The 17,672-nt window shown below is 32.4% G+C and carries 21 protein-coding genes; 15 read left to right on the forward strand and 6 right to left on the reverse strand.

Features of this window, described 5'->3' with window-relative positions; genetic code table 11:
- Positions 1-5: 5 nt before the first annotated feature.
- The 4 genes from ruvC to IB617_01005 form a co-directional block, all read right to left on the reverse strand.
- Positions 6-473: a crossover junction endodeoxyribonuclease RuvC gene (ruvC, locus tag IB617_00990; GenBank protein ID UZE93392.1), complete on the reverse strand. Its 468-nt coding sequence runs from the start codon at positions 471-473 to the stop codon at positions 6-8.
- Entirely contained in the window at positions 470-1,204 is a 735-nt protein-coding gene (locus IB617_00995) for a YebC/PmpR family DNA-binding transcriptional regulator (protein UZE93393.1), read from the reverse strand. The genes ruvC and IB617_00995 overlap by 4 nt, the downstream gene beginning before the upstream one ends.
- Before the next feature lie 59 nt (positions 1,205-1,263).
- Positions 1,264-2,064, reverse strand: a complete 801-nt coding sequence (locus IB617_01000) for a lamin tail domain-containing protein (protein UZE93394.1) — start codon at positions 2,062-2,064, stop codon at positions 1,264-1,266.
- A gap of 152 nt (positions 2,065-2,216) precedes the next feature.
- Positions 2,217-3,554, reverse strand: coding sequence for a type II/IV secretion system protein (locus tag IB617_01005; protein UZE93395.1), 1,338 nt, complete (start codon positions 3,552-3,554; stop codon positions 2,217-2,219).
- Between the two features lie 116 nt (positions 3,555-3,670).
- Here IB617_01005 and tsaE point away from each other — a divergent pair, with 116 nt between their 5' ends.
- The 6 genes from tsaE to holA all read left to right on the forward strand — a co-directional run bounded on the left by tsaE (position 3,671) and on the right by holA (position 7,910).
- Positions 3,671-4,222, forward strand: a complete 552-nt coding sequence (tsaE, locus tag IB617_01010) for a tRNA (adenosine(37)-N6)-threonylcarbamoyltransferase complex ATPase subunit type 1 TsaE (protein ID UZE93396.1) — start codon at positions 3,671-3,673, stop codon at positions 4,220-4,222.
- A 16-nt stretch (positions 4,223-4,238) separates the two neighbouring features.
- Complete coding sequence (locus IB617_01015; protein ID UZE93397.1) at positions 4,239-5,189, forward strand: hypothetical protein; 951 nt, start codon at positions 4,239-4,241, stop codon at positions 5,187-5,189.
- A gap of 229 nt (positions 5,190-5,418) precedes the next feature.
- Positions 5,419-5,634: a hypothetical protein gene (locus IB617_01020; protein ID UZE93398.1), complete on the forward strand. Its 216-nt coding sequence runs from the start codon at positions 5,419-5,421 to the stop codon at positions 5,632-5,634.
- 62 nt (positions 5,635-5,696) lie between these two features.
- A complete protein-coding gene (gene nth / locus IB617_01025; protein UZE93399.1) occupies positions 5,697-6,332 on the forward strand; it encodes an endonuclease III in 636 nt (211 codons plus the stop codon).
- Positions 6,333-6,363: 31 nt separating this feature from the next.
- Positions 6,364-6,966 (forward strand): HNH endonuclease, encoded by a 603-nt coding sequence (locus tag IB617_01030; protein UZE93400.1) that lies wholly within the window; start codon positions 6,364-6,366, stop codon positions 6,964-6,966.
- A gap of 17 nt (positions 6,967-6,983) precedes the next feature.
- The gene (gene holA / locus IB617_01035) at positions 6,984-7,910 is read left to right on the forward strand and encodes a DNA polymerase III subunit delta (protein ID UZE93401.1); all 927 of its coding nucleotides are present in this window, start codon (positions 6,984-6,986) and stop codon (positions 7,908-7,910) included.
- A gap of 37 nt (positions 7,911-7,947) precedes the next feature.
- On the opposite strand, the gene rpsT is transcribed toward holA, so the two are convergent.
- Positions 7,948-8,229, reverse strand: coding sequence for a 30S ribosomal protein S20 (gene rpsT / locus IB617_01040; protein UZE93402.1), 282 nt, complete (start codon positions 8,227-8,229; stop codon positions 7,948-7,950).
- A 145-nt stretch (positions 8,230-8,374) separates the two neighbouring features.
- Between rpsT and IB617_01045 the strand changes: the two genes are divergently transcribed.
- The 8 genes from IB617_01045 (at position 8,375) to IB617_01080 (ending at position 15,190) form a co-directional block, all read left to right on the forward strand.
- The gene (locus tag IB617_01045) at positions 8,375-9,670 is read left to right on the forward strand and encodes a UDP-N-acetylmuramoyl-L-alanyl-D-glutamate--2,6-diaminopimelate ligase (GenBank protein UZE93403.1); all 1,296 of its coding nucleotides are present in this window, start codon (positions 8,375-8,377) and stop codon (positions 9,668-9,670) included.
- A gap of 242 nt (positions 9,671-9,912) precedes the next feature.
- Complete coding sequence (locus IB617_01050) at positions 9,913-10,419, forward strand: hypothetical protein (GenBank protein UZE93404.1); 507 nt, start codon at positions 9,913-9,915, stop codon at positions 10,417-10,419.
- Positions 10,420-10,491: 72 nt separating this feature from the next.
- Positions 10,492-11,931, forward strand: coding sequence for an RtcB family protein (locus IB617_01055; GenBank protein ID UZE93405.1), 1,440 nt, complete (start codon positions 10,492-10,494; stop codon positions 11,929-11,931).
- A gap of 79 nt (positions 11,932-12,010) precedes the next feature.
- Positions 12,011-12,166, forward strand: coding sequence for a hypothetical protein (locus IB617_01060; protein ID UZE93406.1), 156 nt, complete (start codon positions 12,011-12,013; stop codon positions 12,164-12,166).
- Entirely contained in the window at positions 12,156-13,106 is a 951-nt protein-coding gene (locus IB617_01065; GenBank protein UZE93407.1) for an NGG1p interacting factor NIF3, read from the forward strand. The genes IB617_01060 and IB617_01065 overlap by 11 nt, the downstream gene beginning before the upstream one ends.
- A gap of 155 nt (positions 13,107-13,261) precedes the next feature.
- Positions 13,262-13,459 carry a hypothetical protein gene (locus tag IB617_01070; GenBank protein UZE93408.1) on the forward strand — a complete coding sequence of 66 codons (198 nt, stop codon included), beginning with the start codon at positions 13,262-13,264 and terminating at the stop codon, positions 13,457-13,459.
- The gene (locus IB617_01075; protein ID UZE93409.1) at positions 13,456-14,313 is read left to right on the forward strand and encodes a hypothetical protein; all 858 of its coding nucleotides are present in this window, start codon (positions 13,456-13,458) and stop codon (positions 14,311-14,313) included. The genes IB617_01070 and IB617_01075 overlap by 4 nt, the downstream gene beginning before the upstream one ends.
- 178 nt (positions 14,314-14,491) lie before the next feature.
- A complete protein-coding gene (locus IB617_01080; GenBank protein ID UZE93410.1) occupies positions 14,492-15,190 on the forward strand; it encodes a hypothetical protein in 699 nt (232 codons plus the stop codon).
- A 158-nt stretch (positions 15,191-15,348) separates the two neighbouring features.
- On the opposite strand, the gene IB617_01085 is transcribed toward IB617_01080, so the two are convergent.
- Positions 15,349-16,914: a tRNA uridine(34) 5-carboxymethylaminomethyl modification radical SAM/GNAT enzyme Elp3 gene (locus IB617_01085; protein UZE93411.1), complete on the reverse strand. Its 1,566-nt coding sequence runs from the start codon at positions 16,912-16,914 to the stop codon at positions 15,349-15,351.
- Positions 16,915-16,956: 42 nt separating this feature from the next.
- Between IB617_01085 and IB617_01090 the strand changes: the two genes are divergently transcribed.
- Positions 16,957-17,661: a class I SAM-dependent methyltransferase gene (locus tag IB617_01090; protein UZE93412.1), complete on the forward strand. Its 705-nt coding sequence runs from the start codon at positions 16,957-16,959 to the stop codon at positions 17,659-17,661.
- The last annotated feature ends 11 nt before the right edge of the window (positions 17,662-17,672 follow it).

Below are 17,672 nucleotides of genomic sequence, written 5' to 3' on the forward strand. Positions count from 1 at the left end.
TTGTTTTAAGCCTCCTTTAGAAGATAAGTGATGGCAATTGCCAGGGCGTCAGCAGCATGGCTTGGTTTTGGAACCTCTTTTAGTTTAAGCATTTTCTTTATTTTTTTCTGAACTTCTTTTTTGTCCGCCCGCCCGTTCCCGGTAATTGCTAACTTTACCTGAAGAGGGCTAAATTCATAGACCGGAACTTTTTTTTTCGCTGCCGTCAAAAGAATTGAACCTTTAGCTTGCGAGACAGGAATGGCTGTTTTTAAATTTTTAAAAAAATAAACGTTTTCTATTGCTAAAACGTCAGGTTTATACTCTTTTATTATTTTAGAGAGCTTGTTGTTTATTATTCTTAAGCGTTCCCCTGGATTTGAATTAGGAACAGTATGAATTACATTATAGTTTAAACACTTTAAAGTTTTGGCTTTCTTAACAATCCCATAACCCGTATTAGCCGTACCGGGATCAATACCTAAGACAATCATAGTTCCACATTAGAGTATATGTCTTGTACGTCATCGTTTTCATCTAAGGCTTCAAAAAGTTTTAAACAAGAAGCTTTTTCTTTTTCTTTTAAATTAATTGTTTCTTTAGGTTTCCAATCTAAGGAGCTTGATTCAATTTTAACTTCTTTTTCTTCTAATATTTTTTTTGCTTCTTCCAAACTTTCAGTACTAACATAGATGTCTAAATTACCGTTGCGCCAGCCAACATCTTCGGCCCCGGCTTCAATAGCTATTAATTCCAGGTTTTCTTTATTTTGTAACTCTTCTTTTTGTTCTTTTATATTTATAGTAATACACCCCTTCCTTTCAAACATCCATCTTACAGCTCCCTCTTTTACTAATTTTCCGTTATACTGGTTTAATGTTTTTTTAACCTCTCCGAGAGCTCTATTTTTGTTATCGGTGATTCCTTCAATAAGGAGAGCTGTTCCTGCTGGACCATAAGCCTCAAAAAGAATTTCTTCAAGTTTTTCTCCGGTAAGTTCTCCGCTGCTCCTTTTTATAGCTCTCTCTATATTGTCATTGGGCATATTATAAGAGCGAGCCGTTTCAATAGCTATTCGTAATTTAGTATTAATTTCAGGATTAGGTCCCCCTTCTTTTACTGCAACGGAAATTAATCTGGCCATTTTCGAAAAAATCTTGCCTCTTTTTTTAGCATCCAGGTCTTTTTTATGTTTTACGGTTCTGGCATGAGAATGTCCTGACATAAAAATAAGTGAATTAGTAAATAAATTAGTGAGTTAATAAGTATTTTTCTAAATTAACCTTATCTTATTTTTGGTAATAAATCAAATTTTTTTATTTTCTTTTTTAAAAATAAGATTGTTATAGCGGAGAATACAGCTAAGGCCAGGGCAATTAAAAAAACATCAGAAGAATCAGGCTTCTCTTCAAAAACCTGTTTACCGACAGCAGCTAATCCCTCTTTTTCAGCTTCTTCCTCTTTTTTATCTTTCGGCTGTTCGGTTTCTTTCACAATTTCCAGAAACCCTGCTTCTATGGATTTTAAGCTGTTTTTTGTTTTTGGTGTACCGCCAGAATTTTGGGAGATTTGCCAATTTTTAGAATTATTTCCAGTAAGCTGGGGGCTTTTTCTTTCCATTGTTTGTTTGGTAGAGTTGTCGCCCGCAAACCAGTCATTAGTACAACTTACCTCGTCAATTAGATTATTTTGTTTATCAAGAAGCTTTAGATACTCTCCTTTATTATTTAAAGCCCCGGTATATATTTGGTCAGCCACTATATCAGGAAGAGTAGTATCATCAGTTCTTTCTAATAAGTAAAAACCCTTACCGGGGATTATTCCTGTAAGGTTAATTTCTGGAGTGCCGTCAGCGGCTTTTAGCGACCATCCATCAAGATTTATTGATAAATCGGTATTATTATATAGCTCAATCCATTCGTCACTATATGAAGTTTTAGTACCCATCCATGCTATTTCGTTAACAACAATATCAAAGGGACTAGCTGCTTTAACAGGAAGTGTAATAAAAATTAAAAGCAGTATTATACCTGCTTTTAATATAGAAGATAAAAAGGTAGTGGGAGGGGTTGACAAATTTTCCATAATATATTAAAATAAAGAATATAAATAGAGCCCCAAGGCTGGGGGTTGGGAGTTTTTCTTAGTCGGATAACTTGGCTCAGGCTGAGTTACTCCTCGGAAAAATTCTAAGCTTTGCGTTCCTAATACCTAGTGACCCCCAGCCTTGGGGCTTTTTACTCTTCGCCTGTTACCCGTTCTACTTCTTCAATAGTGGTTATTTTTTCTAAAACCTTTGTCATTCCGTCTTGATACATAGTAATCATTCCTTTTTTTATCGCTTTTTCTCTTAAAGCAGCGATGGAAGGAAAAGTTAAAATAAGTTTTTCTAATTCATCATCAATTAAGAAAGCTTCATATAATCCGGTTCTTTCTCGATAACCGGTAAAATTACAATCTTTACAACCTACGGCTTTAGGAATTTTTATCTCAGGTTTTATTTTCCAACCTTTATTTATTTTTGGAATATCCTTTAAGGCTTTTTTAAGCTTTTTTAAATCAGAAGGCGAAATTTTTTCAAGTTTAAAACAGCTTTTACAGACCTTTCTGACAAGCCTTTGAGCAATAGCTATATTTATAGCCGGAGCTATATTAATCGGTTTTTCTCCTAAGGCCTGCAGTCTGGCGATTGTACCGGCTGCATCATTTGTGTGTAAAGTGGTAAAAACCAGATGTCCGGTTAAAGCAGCTTGAAGAGCGATACTGGCTGTCTCCAAATCCCTGATTTCTCCTACTAAAACAACGTCAGGGTCCTGACGCATAATAGACCTTAGACCATTAGCAAAATCATAACCTTTAGCAGGATTTACCTGGGTCTGAGAGATGCCTTTTAAGTGATACTCAATCGGGTCTTCGATAGTAATGATTTTGTTTTCTGGCTTTTGAACTTTTTTTAAAAAAGCATATAAAGTAGTAGTTTTACCAGACCCCGTAGGGCCTGTAACTATCACCATGCCGTTAGGTTTTTTTATTTCTTTATTAACGAGTTTCAATAAATCTTCTCTTAATCCTAAAGTTTCCAGGTCAATTAAACTTTTAGGGTTTAAGATTCTCAGGACTATTGTTTCTCCATACTCTGTTGGAAGGGTGGAGGTTCTAATCTCTATCATATAAGATTTTGTTATAGCTTTTGTCACATCTTCTGGTATTAAAACAGAAAATCGGCCGTCCTGAGGCCGATCATCAATATTTAACTTAAGCCCTGAAACAAGCTTAATTCTTGAAACAAGTTTTTGATATATTTTTTTGTCGATAGAAAAAACATCCTGTAAAAGACCGTCAATCCTAACTCGGATTTTTACCTCTTTTTCTTTAGGTTCAATATGAATATCAGAAGCGCCTAAATTAATCGTTCCCCCTAAAATAATCTCCAAGAGTTCAGTCAGTCTTCCCTTTAAAGAATCTTCAATTTTATCTTTAAAAGAGGGAAGGTTTTTTATTTCTTTTTGGATTTCAGTTAGAATCTCAGTAGGGATTATTACTTGCCCCGTAATCTTTTTTGAAATTTCAGGCATAAGAGTTTAAAATGAAAATAATCTAAAGGTTAATTAATTGAATTTATCTCATTCTTTTTAAAAAGTCAATCTTGAGGAGAGATTATAATCTCCCTTAAAAATTTTTAGACAAGTAAATGGTATTAAAATATATAACTAATAATTCTTCTCAGACAAAGAAAATAGGAGAGTGTTTGGCAAAAAGAATTCTTAATAAAAAAAGAAGAGGCAGAAAAGCTCAGGTTTTGGCTTTGCAGGGAGAGTTAGGGGGAGGAAAAACAACTTTTTTACAAGGGTTTGCCAGAGGGTTGGGAATCAAAGAAAAAGTTTTAAGCCCTACTTTTGTAATTCTTAAAAAGTTCAAGATTTCTAATGAGAACTTTAATTTTTTCTATCATATTGATTGTTATCGAATTAAAAAACCAAAAGAGGTTTTAAGTTTGGGTTTTAAAAAAATTACTTCTGACCCTCGAAATATTGTCGCTGTTGAGTGGGCTGACCATATACAAAAAGTTTTGCCCCCAAAAACAATTCTGATTACTTTTGAATTTTATAATGCAAAGCATTTCAAGGTTCTGAAACGCAAAGCGTTTCATGGTTCTTATAATGCAAAGCATTTCAAGGTTCTGGCAAAGCCAGGTTCTTATAATAAAAATAAAAGAAAAATCACCGTCAAAATTTCATCTTGACTAATCCTTGATTAAAATGGAGCAACAAAAAAAACGATTAATCATCATTGATAGTAATTCTATTATACATAGAGCTTTTCATGCCCTGCCGCCCTTAACTACTAAAAAAGGAGAGTTGGTTAATGCTGTTTACGGATTTTTGTTAGTTTTTTTTAAAGCAATTAAGGAGTTTCAGCCAGATTTTATTGCAGCCTGTTTTGATTTTCCCGCCCCCACTTTTCGTCATAAAAAGTTTAAAGATTATAAAGCAAAAAGACCGCCAACTCCGAAAGAGCTTTATGAGCAAATTCCCAGAATAAAAAAGATTTTACAAATTTTTAATGTTTCCATTTTTGAAAAACAAGGTTTTGAAGCAGACGATATCATAGGTACAATCAGCAAAAAATTTCCTGAGAAACAAATTTTTCCAGAAGTGGAAACAATTATTTTAAGCGGAGACTTAGATACCCTTCAATTAGTTGACAGACATACAAAGGTATACCTTTTAAAAAAGGGAGTAAAAAATACAATTTTATATGACGAGAAATTAGTCAATGAGAGGTATTCGGGATTAAATCCTAATCAACTGGTTGATTTTAGAGCATTAAAAGGAGACCCTTCAGATAATATCCCGGGTGTGATTGGTATTGGAGAAAAAACAGCAATTAATCTGCTAAAAGAATTTAGAACGCTTGAGAATATTTATAAACAATTAAAACAAAAAAATAAAAAGTTTAATAACGTAAAACCTAAAATAAAGAAAGCATTACTTCAACAAAAAGAACAAGCCTTTTTTAGCAAAGATTTAGCTGAAATTGAAAAAAATGTTCCAATTAGTTTTACTCCCAAGAAGATTCAGTGGGGTAAATACGATAAAGAAAAGATTATTCAGATACTCGAAAAACTGGAGTTTTATAGTTTAATTAAAAGATTGCCTAAAAATAAAGAAAAAACAATAGCAGACAGGAAAAATTTAAAGCTATGGTAAAATAAAAAAAGAAAGTGACAATTTTCTCTTTCACTGTTCCAATTCATGGCGGGTAACCATTTTAAAATAATGCCTGAATTACCAGAAGTAGAAACAACAGTCAGGGGTTTAACGGCAAAAGCTATCAACAAGACCTTTTTTAATATTAAACTAGTTTTATCTTTTAATGCATATTATAAATAAGTTGAAATAAAGGTCAGAAAATATCTAAAATTTAACAAAAAAGAATATGGATAAATATTATTTCAATCTTATTATAAATGAGATGAAGAAATTCAAAAAATTACAGAAACAATGGGATTATGAGAATTTAGATGATTTAATTGCTCACTATATTGAGGAAAACGTAATTTCTTCGAAAGAAGAACTGGGAAAAGTATTAAAAATTTTAGAGACGAAATTGGGAATTAAAACTAAAGTGCAAACTTTTAATAGTTGGTGGTAATCCACCACTGTGATAATAGTAATGTTCATTTTTTTAAAGATGAATTTCTAATAATTAATAATATGATTCAAAAAACTGAAATACTTATTAAATTATTAAGGAAAGAATACCCTTCTGTTAAACTTGCCTTGAATTTTAGTAATCCATTGGAACTTTTGATAGCAACCATTCTCTCTGCACAGTGTACCGATGAAAGAATAAACAGAGTAACAAAAAATCTGTTTAAGAAATATAGAAATGTAAGAGATTACGCAAAGGCTGATTTGAAGATTTTTGGAGAAGACATAAAAGCTACAGGTTTTTATAAAAATAAAGCAAAGAATATAATCGCTGCTTGCCAAAAAATAATAGAGAAATTTAAAGGAAAAGTACCACGAAAAATGGAAGAGATAACAATCCTACCAGGAGTTGGAAGAAAAACAGCAAATATCGTTCTTACTTTTGCCTTTAAGAGAATAGAAGGAATTGCTGTTGATACTCACGTTAGGAGATTATCAAAACGGTTAGGATTATCAAAAAATGATGATCCAAATAAAATTGAACAAGATTTAATAAAAATAATTCCAAAAAAAGACTGGGGAAATTTTAGTTGCCTTTTAATAGAACATGGAAGGAATGTTTGTTTAGCGAAGAAACCACTTTGTAGAGAATGTATACTTAAAAACATTTGTCCATCTTTTAACTATTTTATAAAATAATTTTTTTAGATTTTTAAGAATATTTTTATTTATGGTTAGGTATAAAAATGCTAGTGAGTATAGGAGGATTATAGGAATTAGAACAATTCGGGATATTATTTTTTATCAATATGCTAAAATTATTACAAAAAGTGCTTTCAAGGTTCAAGATGGAAGAAAAGCAAAGAAAAAACACTTCGGTTTCATAAAGAAAACATTTCTGGAGTTTAAAAATGGTAGCAAGTCCTGGTCTGACATAACTCGAGAAGATTGGCAATTTGTCGAAGCTAAGAAGGAATGTATATATTGTGGTACTAAAAATAATCTTCATAAGGAGCATATTGTACCAAAATCACTACTCATTAAGCAGGAGTGTAAAACCTGTAGCACAATACAAAGTATTCACAATCAAATATGGGCATGTAGACAATGTAACTCCGTTAAAGGTACAAAGGGTCTTTATGAGTTTTTTAAATTAAAATATTCCAACAAGAAAAAATTCTATGACTTTATTCCACTATTATTAGAGAAGAAATATTTAAAGACAATTTATAATTGTCATAAATGTGCTAAAACATTAGAGAAAGAGGATTTAGATGGCGATGGAAAAATAACTGTACTCGATATTGATTTTATAATTCATCGCTCGGTTTAATAAATTGAGATTACACTATGATTATTTTTCTTTACGGTCCTGATACATATAGGTCTCGCCAGAAATTAAGTGAGATAATTAAGCGATATAATAAGCTTCATAAAAGCGGCTTGAATTTAAAGTATTTTGATTGCAGTAAGTTAAATTTTCAAGACTTTTATGACAATACAAGACAATCCTCGATGTTTAAAGAGAAAAAAATGATAATTTTAACCAATTCTTTTTCAAGCACTGAGTTTAAAGAAAAATTTATGGAAAAAGAAAAATTTTTTGTTGACTCTAAAAACATAATAGTATTTTATGTAGAAAATCAAATTTCAAAAAAAGACCCCTTGTTTACTTTTTTAAAAAAACATGCCGAAGCTCAAGAATTTAAGTTTTTGCAAGGCATTAACTTAAAGAACTGGGCGAAAAAGGAATTTGAGAAATTGGAAGCTAAGATTGAAGATAGGGCACTGGATAAGCTTATTTTTTTTGTTGATAACAATCTTTGGCAAATGGCAAATGAGATTAAAAAACTATCCACTTTTAAAACAGGTGAAGAGATTAAAGCAGGAGATGTTGAGCTTTTGGTAAAGCCAAAGATTGAATCAGATATTTTTAAAACAATTGATGCTATAGCTTCAAAAGATAAAAAGAAAGCTTTGAATTTATTAAAAGCTCATTTAGAAAAAGGTGATAGTCCTTTTTATCTTTTTTCAATGATTAACTTTCAGTTTCGTAACCTTCTTATTATTAAAGACCTTATTATAAAAAATCTTTCCCCCTTTACTTTAACTGATTTACACCCTTTTGTTGTTAAAAAAAGTTATCTTTTAGCGAAAAAATTTGAAATTTCAGAACTAAAAAAAATCTACCAGAAAATTTTTGAAGTAGATTTAGCCGTAAAAACAGGTAAGATAGGGCCGGAGGCAGCATTGGAATTACTTATTGCAGAAATATAACAATCGCCGTGGACGTGCGATGTCTAAATTGGATTGTTTATTTGATGTTTGGTGTTTGAGATTTAGTATTTATTAATTTTGTTATTCTTGATTTTTTTCTTCTTGCAGTACCTTTTTTGATTAGTCCGATTTTAGATACTTTATCTAAAGTCTTATATACCTCGGGTAAGATTTTTTTTGCCTCTCCTATTTTCTTTTGAGCAACCAAAGTTTTAACCTTCTTTAAAAGGTTTTTTAATTTTTTCTTTTTTTTGAGATTTTCTTTTTTTCTCTTTTTGCTCTGGCGCAATGCTTTTTTGGCAGATTTAGTGATAGGCATAGTAGTGCTACAAATATTCTAAACTATTTTGATTTTTTAATCAAATCCCTGATGGTCGGGTTTCGTAATAAATAATTTCGTAAATTAAACACTGAATTTTGATAGATTCGTGATATAATTATTTTAGAGCTATTGAGGTTGTAATATGAAAATTTTTAATAAATTAAAAAATTTAATCAGGAAGATTCTACCTCCTTTTTTAATAAGCTGGTACCATTTTTTATTAGCGCTTTTGGCAGCTATTATTTATTGTTTTCCCTCTTATCAAAAAAAATTGAAGGTAATTGGAATAACAGGAACGAACGGAAAATCAACCGTGGTTAAAATGGCTTCTAAGATTTTAGAGGAAGCAGGTTTCTCGGTTGCCTATTCCTCGTCAATAAAATTTAAAATTGGAAAAAAGGAAACAGAGAATGTTTTAAGAATGACAATGCCGGGTCGTTTTAAGATGCAAAGATTTTTAAGACAAGCTTTAAACAATAATTGTCAGTATGCTGTCTTGGAGGTAACCTCAGAAGGAATAAAGCAACATAGACATAGATTTATTGATTTTGATGTAGTTTTGTTTACTAATTTGACACCAGAACATATTGAAGCTCACGGCTCTTTTGAAAAGTATCGTGAAGCTAAAGGAAAACTTTTTAAAACTACTGGAAATATCCATATTCTAAACTTAGACGACAAAAACATTGAATATTTTTTAAAGTTTCCAGCTGAAAAGAAGTATGGATATACAATAAATTCAGAGTTAAAGATTAAAGATGAAAAAATAAAAGTAGTCAAAGCAAAGAATTGCTTAATATTAGATAAAGGGATAAAATTTTCTGTTAACAATAGCGAAATTAATTTGAGATTACTGGGTAACTTTAATATTTATAATGCCTTAGCTTCAATTTGTGTTGGTTTGTCTCAAGGAATCGATTTAAGAACCTGTAAGTCAGCCTTAGAGAAAATAGAGGGAATTCCAGGCAGAATGGAAATAGTAATTTCAAAGCCATTTAAAGTTTTGGTTGATTATGCTTTTACTCCTGACGCTTTAGAAAAGGTTTACCAGACAATTAAAAACAATTTTGGTTCTCAAAAAATGATATGTGTTTTAGGTGCTGCTGGCGGAGGCAGGGATAAGTGGAAAAGACCTGTTTTAGGAAAAATCGCAGCAAAGTATTGTGATAATATTATTATTACCAATGAAGATCCTTATAATGAAGACCCAATGGAAATTATAAATCAAGTTGCAGAAGGAGCGGGATTAAAAGCAAAAAAGATATTAGATAGAAGAAAAGCAATTAGACAATCCCTAAAAGAAGCTAAGAAAGGAGACATAGTAGTCATTACAGGTAAAGGTTCTGAACCTTGTATATGTATAGCCGGAGGCAAGAAAATACCATGGGATGATAGAAAAGTAGCGAGAGAGGAATTTAAGAGATTAAAGCGATCCTAACCTACAGCATCCGAACAGCGCAACCCTCGACCTTCGGTTTCGGGGTATCCGAAAGCGCCCATCCGAAAAAAAACACATATAATCTATTCGGAGAATTCGGATCGCTTTAAGATTTTAGAATATAGAGCTGATTAACACTACTACCTTGCCGGGTATTGTGAAATATACCTTAGCTATGCCTGACAATCATCATTTCTTTGTATTACCGTTTGTGTTATAATTATAGTATAATCTATGATTATATGAAAAATTCACCGGAAACATTAAGAAAAAGAAATAAATTAAAAAGAATGTGGAAGAGAAAAATAGATATAAATTCTTTTCCACATGAAATAAGGAGAAAATGTAAAGAATGCGGAAAGATAAAATTATGCCAATGGCAGCATTCTTTTACGCAAACAGGCAAGCCAGAATATAGGGCGAGGTGTAGGAATTGTCAAAAGATTTATTTGAAGAGGATTAGGAGTCAAGAGAAATATAAAAATTATAGAAATAAAAGGAGAAAAGAAATTCAAATTGAAAGAAAAAAATATGCAGTAGATAAATTGGGTGGTAAATGCGAATTGTGTGGATATAATAAATCTTTATCAGTACTAACGTTTCATCATAGAAACCCAAAGGGAAAAGAAAAAACCGTTGGACAAATGTTAGATTATTCACTAAAGAAACTTGATAGAGAATTAAAAAAGTGCCAATTACTATGTTTCAATTGTCATATGGAACTACATGAAAAATTAAATGAAACATAGGAATACATACAAAGTTCAACTTTCAACAATTTCTCAGATAAAAAGTTGAAACAAAGATAAGTTTTTCGTTAAATGATTTCTAAGAATAACTTTAAAAAAGTAAAAAATTATTTATGGGAGATTCCTAAGAGTTTTCGAGTTGGCATGAGAGTTCCAGCGCGTATTTATATTTCTGAAAAGATATGGGAACAGGTTGAAAGCAAAGCATTGGAGCAACTGGTAAATATTGCTTTTTTGCCTGGAATTGTAAAATATTCTTTAGCTATGCCAGATATTCATACCGGCTACGGCTTTGTTATTGGTGGAGTGGCAGCCACTAAATTCCCAAATGGAGTAATTTCCCCCGGCGGAATAGGATTCGATCAGAATTGTGGGGTTAGATTGTTGAAATCAGAATATACTGAAAAAGACGTTAAATCCCATTTAGATAGATTAGCTACTGAGATACAAAAAGAAGTTCCTTCTGGTTTAGGGAGAGGCAGGAAAATAAAATTAAGCATTGAACAGATTAATAAGATTTTAGAGGGTGGAGTTTCTTATCTTGTAAAACAGGGCTATGGAGAAAAAGAAGATATTGAAAACTGTGAAGAAAGAGGAAGATTGGAACAAGCAGAGGCTTCAGTTGTTTCTGATCGAGCTAAAAACAGAGGGAGAAATCAAGTTGGGACTCTCGGATCAGGGAATCATTTTTGTGAAGTTCAAAAAGTAGACGAGATTTTTAACGAAGAAGTAGCAGAAGCATTTGGGTTATTTAAAAACCAAGTAGTGATAATGATACATACTGGTTCAAGGGGCTTGGGTCATCAAAACTGTACAGATTATTTGAGGGTAATGGCGCGAGTTATGCCCAAATACAGTATAAAATTACCAGACAGAGAACTAGCCTGTGTTCCTTTCAACTCGCCAGAAGGGCAAATATTTTTTAAAGCAATGTGCGCTGGAGCAAACTACGCCTGGGCTAATCGTCATATGATAGCTCACCATGTAAGGAAAGCTTGGAAAAAGATATTAGGAGAAAAAGAAGAACTTAGTTTGCTTTATGATGTTGCCCATAATATCGCTAAAATTGAGGAGCATGAAGTTAACGGAGAGAGAGTGAAATTAATTGTACATCGAAAGGGAGCGACAAGAGCTTTTCCTCCTCATCATCCTGAAATCCCGGAAAGATACCAAGCAGTTGGGCAGCCAGTTTTAATTCCGGGCTCAATGGGAACAGCTTCTTATATTTTGGCAGGGACAGAACAATCTAAGGAAACATGGCATTCTGTTTGCCATGGCGCAGGACGAATAATGTCCCGACGTCAGGCTACAAGGACAATTTCTGGGCAAGAAGTGGTGAAAGATTTAGAGCAAAAAGGGATTATTATTAAATGCCAGAGTTTGAGAGGAATTGCCGAGGAAGCCCCAATGGCCTATAAAGATATTGATAATATTGTCCAGATAGTCCATAATGCTGGATTGTCTAAAAGAGTGGCAAAATTAAGACCACTAGCTGTTATTAAGGGAGAATAACAAAAAATGTAAAATTCAAATTGCAAAATGCAGAACGAAAATTTAAAATTCAAAATTTCTAAGAAATTTTATTATTTAAATGAAAGAGAAAAGGATGCCAAAATCATTACGGAAACATATTCGTAGAGAAAAGGCTCGAATTCGGAGAGAGGTTTTTGATTTTAAAAAAAGAGAAAAATTAATTAAAGAACTGTATCAAAAATTTTTAAAAAAAGACAAAAACTATGAAAATTAAAGAAATTTTTAACTTAGCAATAAATAAAGCAATAGATGCTGATTTCAGGGGAAGGGAAGGAGTGAAGAATCTTTTAAAGAGAAGAAATAAAAAGTACGAAAAGTTATCAGAAGAAGAAAAAAGAAATTTCGATAGAGAAGCATTAAAGAATCCTTATTTGGATTCGAGGGTTTTAAATGTGGCTGAAGATAAAGAAATAAAAAAGGTTTTAGCGGGAATAGATATTCACCCCGCCGAAATTTTATTGGCCAAAGAGGTAGGTCTTATTGATTTGATTATCTCTCATCATCCCTTGGGAAAGGCATTAGCTAATCTGTCTGAAGTAATGGAACTTCAGTGTGATGTCCTGAATCAATACGGAGTACCGATAAATATTGCCGAGGGTTTAATGAAAGAAAGGATTTCAGAGGTGGCTAGAGGAGTAAGCAAACTAAACCATCAAAGAACCGTGGATGCTGCAAAGATTCTCAAATTTAACTTAATGTGTCTTCATACTGTTTGTGATAACTTAGCAGCAAGGTTTTTAAAAGAGGAAATTGAAAAGGAAGGGGATAATATAATGAGGATTGAAGACTTAGTAGAATTTTTAGAGAATATTCAAGAATATAAAAAAGCCAGGGAGTTTGGGTCAGGACCTAAGATTTTTGTTGGAAATAAAGAAAACCGCTGCGGTAAGATAGCTCTTACGGAAATAACAGGTGGTACAGAAGGTTCCCCAAAACTATACGAAAAAATGGCTATAGCCGGTATTGGAACTATTATCGGAATGCATATTTCAGAGGAGCATAAAAAAGAAGCTGAAGCAGCAAATATAAACGTAGTTATTGCAGGACATATGAGCTCTGATTCTTTGGGCGTTAATTTGTTCTTAGATGAGCTTGAAAAAAGAGGTATAAAAATCATTCCTTGTTCGGGATTGATTAGGGTTTCCCGCCTCTAAAAACACCACGAGAACTGTTTTCGTGGTAAGGTAAAGTCTAATTAATAAAACTGGCTATGGCTGAGAAGTTAGTTTTTGATACTTTAAAATAATGAAAAGTGGAATCCCAAAGCGAGAAAAGGTCAAAATCCAAAAAAGATTAATGAGAACAAAATATGAGTAAAATTTCTGTAAAAAGAAGACGGTTTGAGATAAAAATCAAACGAAAAAGAAAAGAAAAACTTAAAAAGCTAAAAGAGAAATATTTAAAAACTAAAAACAAAGAAGAAAAAAATAAAATTATAGAAAAAATTCAGAGAATAGCCCCTCATTATCCAATAGAAGAGATTTTAAAACAAGGAAAAGAAAAGTGAAAAAGAAAAAAACAATTTTTTTAAAAAAGTTCTGGAAAATTTTTATTGTTGAATTTTTTTTGTTTTCTCTAACCTTAGTATTAGGAATTACTACTGCTTTTAAATCTAATAAAATACTTACAATTCAAAAAATAGAGATTCCCCAGATTTCTTTCTGGCGCTTCATTTTCCAATTCTTTTTAGCCAGCATATTTATTTTTCTTATTATTCGTTTGATAAAAACTAAAAAGAAAAAAAGATTAATCTTTAAAATCCTTTTTGTTTTAACTATTTTTTTAGGGGGAGTACTAATGCTTAGCGTTTGGATTCCGGATATTATTTCTTTAATTTTAATAAGTGTTTTGATTCTTTGGTGGTGGAAGCAACCCTCGATTTTAATTCAAGACCTTTGTATTATTTTGGCAATTGCTGGAGTAGGTAGTATTTTGGGTTTAACTCTTGCACCTGAAATAGTTATGGCTCTTTTAATAATTTTTTCAGTTTATGATTTTATAGCAGTTTATAAAACAAAACATATGATTGAGATGGCAAAAGAGATGGTTAAGAGCAGGGCTGTTCTGGGGTTGATTATTCCTCCAAATCTCTCTGCTTTTTTTGAACCATTAAAAGAAATTAAACCGGGTGGAGAATTTTTAATCTTGGGTGGGGGAGATATAGTTTTTCCTTTGCTTTTCTGTTGTTCTTTGATTCCTTTTGGAGTTTTAAAATCTTTGATTGTCGGTTTTTTTTCTTTAATCGGGCTTTCAGTTAGTTTTTGGTTTTTTCTTTCACAAAAAAAAAGGCAGCCCATTCCTGCCCTACCTCCTATTGCTCTATTTTCTATTTTAGGTTATTTAATCACAAAACTTATTTAAAGTGAAAAAGGAGCTCAGCTCCTTTTTTATTTGTAATTTGACAAAGTTTGGAAAATGAGGCAGAATAGAATAGTTAAATTTAAAATTAAAAAGGTGATGTAAAATAACAGAAAAAGAACCAGAAGAATTATCTTTTGAAGAGCCAATCTGTCCCTTTTGCGGAGCGGAATTAAGATTAATGGAGTCATTCTGTGCTTATTGTGGAATAGGATTTGAAGAAATGGACGGAGAGGCGGCCATTATTGCTCGTCAAAGAAGAGTTCAAAAAATAATGGGCAAAAACTTCTTTGGCGTTGAGGAGGTGGCTAAATATTTCGGCATTCAACTTACCAAAGAAGAACTATCAAAAATAGCAGAAATTCCCTTTAGCGACAAGACGCTTCAGGAATGTAAAGACACCCATATTCTCTTTTTAGGTATTAACCGTGACAAAGAAGGAAAGCCCCTGACTATCCATCGTTTCAAAGAGATGTTCCCTGAAAATGGTCAACCGAAATTCTATTCATATCAAGGTTCTTGGTATGACAAGGAAGAATTTGCTAACAAAGAAACACCTGAGCTTCGCTGGTATCTCATGAGAAAGTCGATTCTTGAAGAAAGCAGGTCAAAGACCTACGAACAGCAAGAAAAGCTTCTCAAGGAGAACGAAGAAAGAGAGCGTGCCATTGTCTACGTCTACGAAATGCTCCTGATGTTCAAGGCTACAGGTGAACGGCTATTTAAGGACGACGACTGTGTCTGGTGTAAAGATATTGACGTTGCTGGCTTCCATGTCTATATCGGTGAGTTCGGCTTGGAGGATTTCAGCGTCGGCTACTGGTGGGGCGACGACGGCTGGGATAATATGGGTCTCGCTCCCGCTCGGAAATTTGACTGAGCCTCGACAACTTGGCTACTTGTCTCTTTTGAACCTTAAGCCTTCGGCAAAATTTTTTCACTGAAGGCTCTTTTTATTTTGGCAGCGAGGACACCCCCGCCTCGCCGGAAAATGAAAAAGGAGCTTAGATCCCTTTTCATTTAAGAATAGAGCTATTTCTATTTTAGGGATTTTACCACATAGCTATCTCTTAGCTTATATCCAAACTTGCGGTAATATTCACGGGTTCCGACTGCTGAAATTACAGCTATTTTATTTAACCCAAATTCTTTTTTAGCTATTTCTTCAGCTTTTTTAATTAATTTTTTTCCTAAACCTCTATGTTGAGGAGCCAATTTTCTTTCTGAAATTGGCACAAGCTGCCCATAAGTATGGATTTCTCTGATAATAGCAGCGTCCTGTAAAACAGGGAGAAAATGCTTCTTTTGGGTTATTCTTAACCTTAATAAACTGTAGAGTCTTTCTCTTTTTTTATTTTCAAAAGTTAAAAATGTCTCTTTCCCTTCAGAAGCTTCATAATCTTTTCTATATAAATATAATTTTTCCTCTAAATTATATTTGTCTTTAATTTCCCTACAGCGAATACATTTGCATTTCCAACCCTCCTTTTTTATCTCTTTTGCAACAACCTGCCTAAGATTTGATATTTTAGCAGGCCCTGTAATGATTCTTGGTGAAGGAATGTCTCTTATTATTCTTTCTATTCTGACATAATAAGGGATTTTCTTTTTAGCTTGTTTTATAATATCTATTAAGGTTTTTTCAGAATAAGGTTTGTATTTTCCTTTTAGATACCATTTATAGAGAGGAGCTTCCTTTAAAAGTGCACAAGGATATATTTTTAAAGAATCTGGTTTAAAATCAGGGTTTTTGAAAAGTTCCTCGAACATTCTTTTATCTTTTTGTGGGTTTGAACCCGGTAGATTAAGCATCATTTGATACGAAATTTTAAACCCCGCATCCTTTAAGAGTTTGGTTGCTTTTATAATGGCTTTTACCTTATGTCCTCTCTGGTTTAAATTCAAAACATCATCATAAATACTCTGGATTCCCATTTCCACCTTTGTAATTCCTAATCTTCTCATTCTTTTTATTTCTTTTTCATCAATAAAGTCAGGTCTTGTTTCAATGGAAAAACCTATAATTCTATGTTTTGTTGTTTCGTTTAATTTTTGAGCTTTTTTTAAATTTTTACTTAGTTTCTTATTACAGCCATCAAAACATCTTTTTACAAACCATGTTTGATATTGTTTAGGATAATAAGACCAGGTTCCTCCAATAATCCTTAAATCTATTTTGTCGGTGGGATGCCCCTGTATTTTTAACATTTCTACTCTTTTTTTTACCTGTAAATAAGGATTATAATTTAAATTTTTTGCTCTTTCTACTGCAGGTTCTCCCGACAAATAACTTTTAGGGATACCCTTTTCTTCCGGACAATAAAGACATCTGCCAGGGCAAGGATAAGGCTTTGTTAGTACTGAAACGTTGATAATTCCAGAAAGAGAACGGACAGGTCTGGTTTTGAGTAAATTTTCAAGGTTATTACTTTTTTTTATTCTTTTATCTTTTAATAATTCATGATAAGCTTTTAATAACCAGATATTAGTTGGAAAAGGGATTTTATATTTTTTAGAGATATTTCTTTTAAAAGAAGTTAAATCAGCCCGGGTCCTAATCCGATTCTTTATTATATCTTTAATAATTAATTTTTGGATTTTCATAAAAGCTTTAAATTAAAAGGAGAAAGTTTCAATCGTTGGATTATGGAAAGAAAATATGCCAAATCCTTGTTAGAAAAAACTAAACAAGATTATAACTTAATCGCTAAGGATTTTTCAAGAACCAGAAGTTATCCCTGGCAAGAAATTAAGTTTTTGTTTAATGCCTATTTAAGCCAGAACGAGAAAGTTTTGGATTTGGGTTGCGGAAACGGTAGATACTTCCCATTTTTTAGGGAAAAACAGGCGGAGTATTTTGGAGTCGATAATTCTGCAGAATTGATTAAAATTGCAAAAAATAAATATCCTGAAGCGAGATTTTCAGTGGAAGATGCCTTAAATTTGTCTTTTCCAAATAATTTTTTTGACAAAGTTTACAACATTGCTGTTTTACACCAAATACCCTCAGAGGAATTCCGAACCCGCTTATTACAAGAGATAAAAAGAACCTTGAAATTTAAAGGATTATTAATTCTGACTGTCTGGAAATTTCACAGATGGGAAGAATTATCTCTATTATTAAAATATATAATTCTAAAGATAATTGGGAAATCAAAACTGGATTGGGGAGATGTTTTTATACCCTGGGGCAGAAAAACTGAAAGATACTATCATTGTTTCTCTAAAAAAGAATTAGAGGGTTTAATAAAAAAAGTTGGATTTAAACTTGTAGACTCCGGGATAGCAAAAGACAAAAAAGGAAATAGGCAGAACATATATATAGTAGCACAAAAGTATCTGGGAGAATAATTCATCCTTTA

This window comes from Candidatus Nealsonbacteria bacterium (assembly GCA_026016225.1).
GTDB lineage: Bacteria > Patescibacteriota > Minisyncoccia > Minisyncoccales > JANBVM01 > Nealson33H.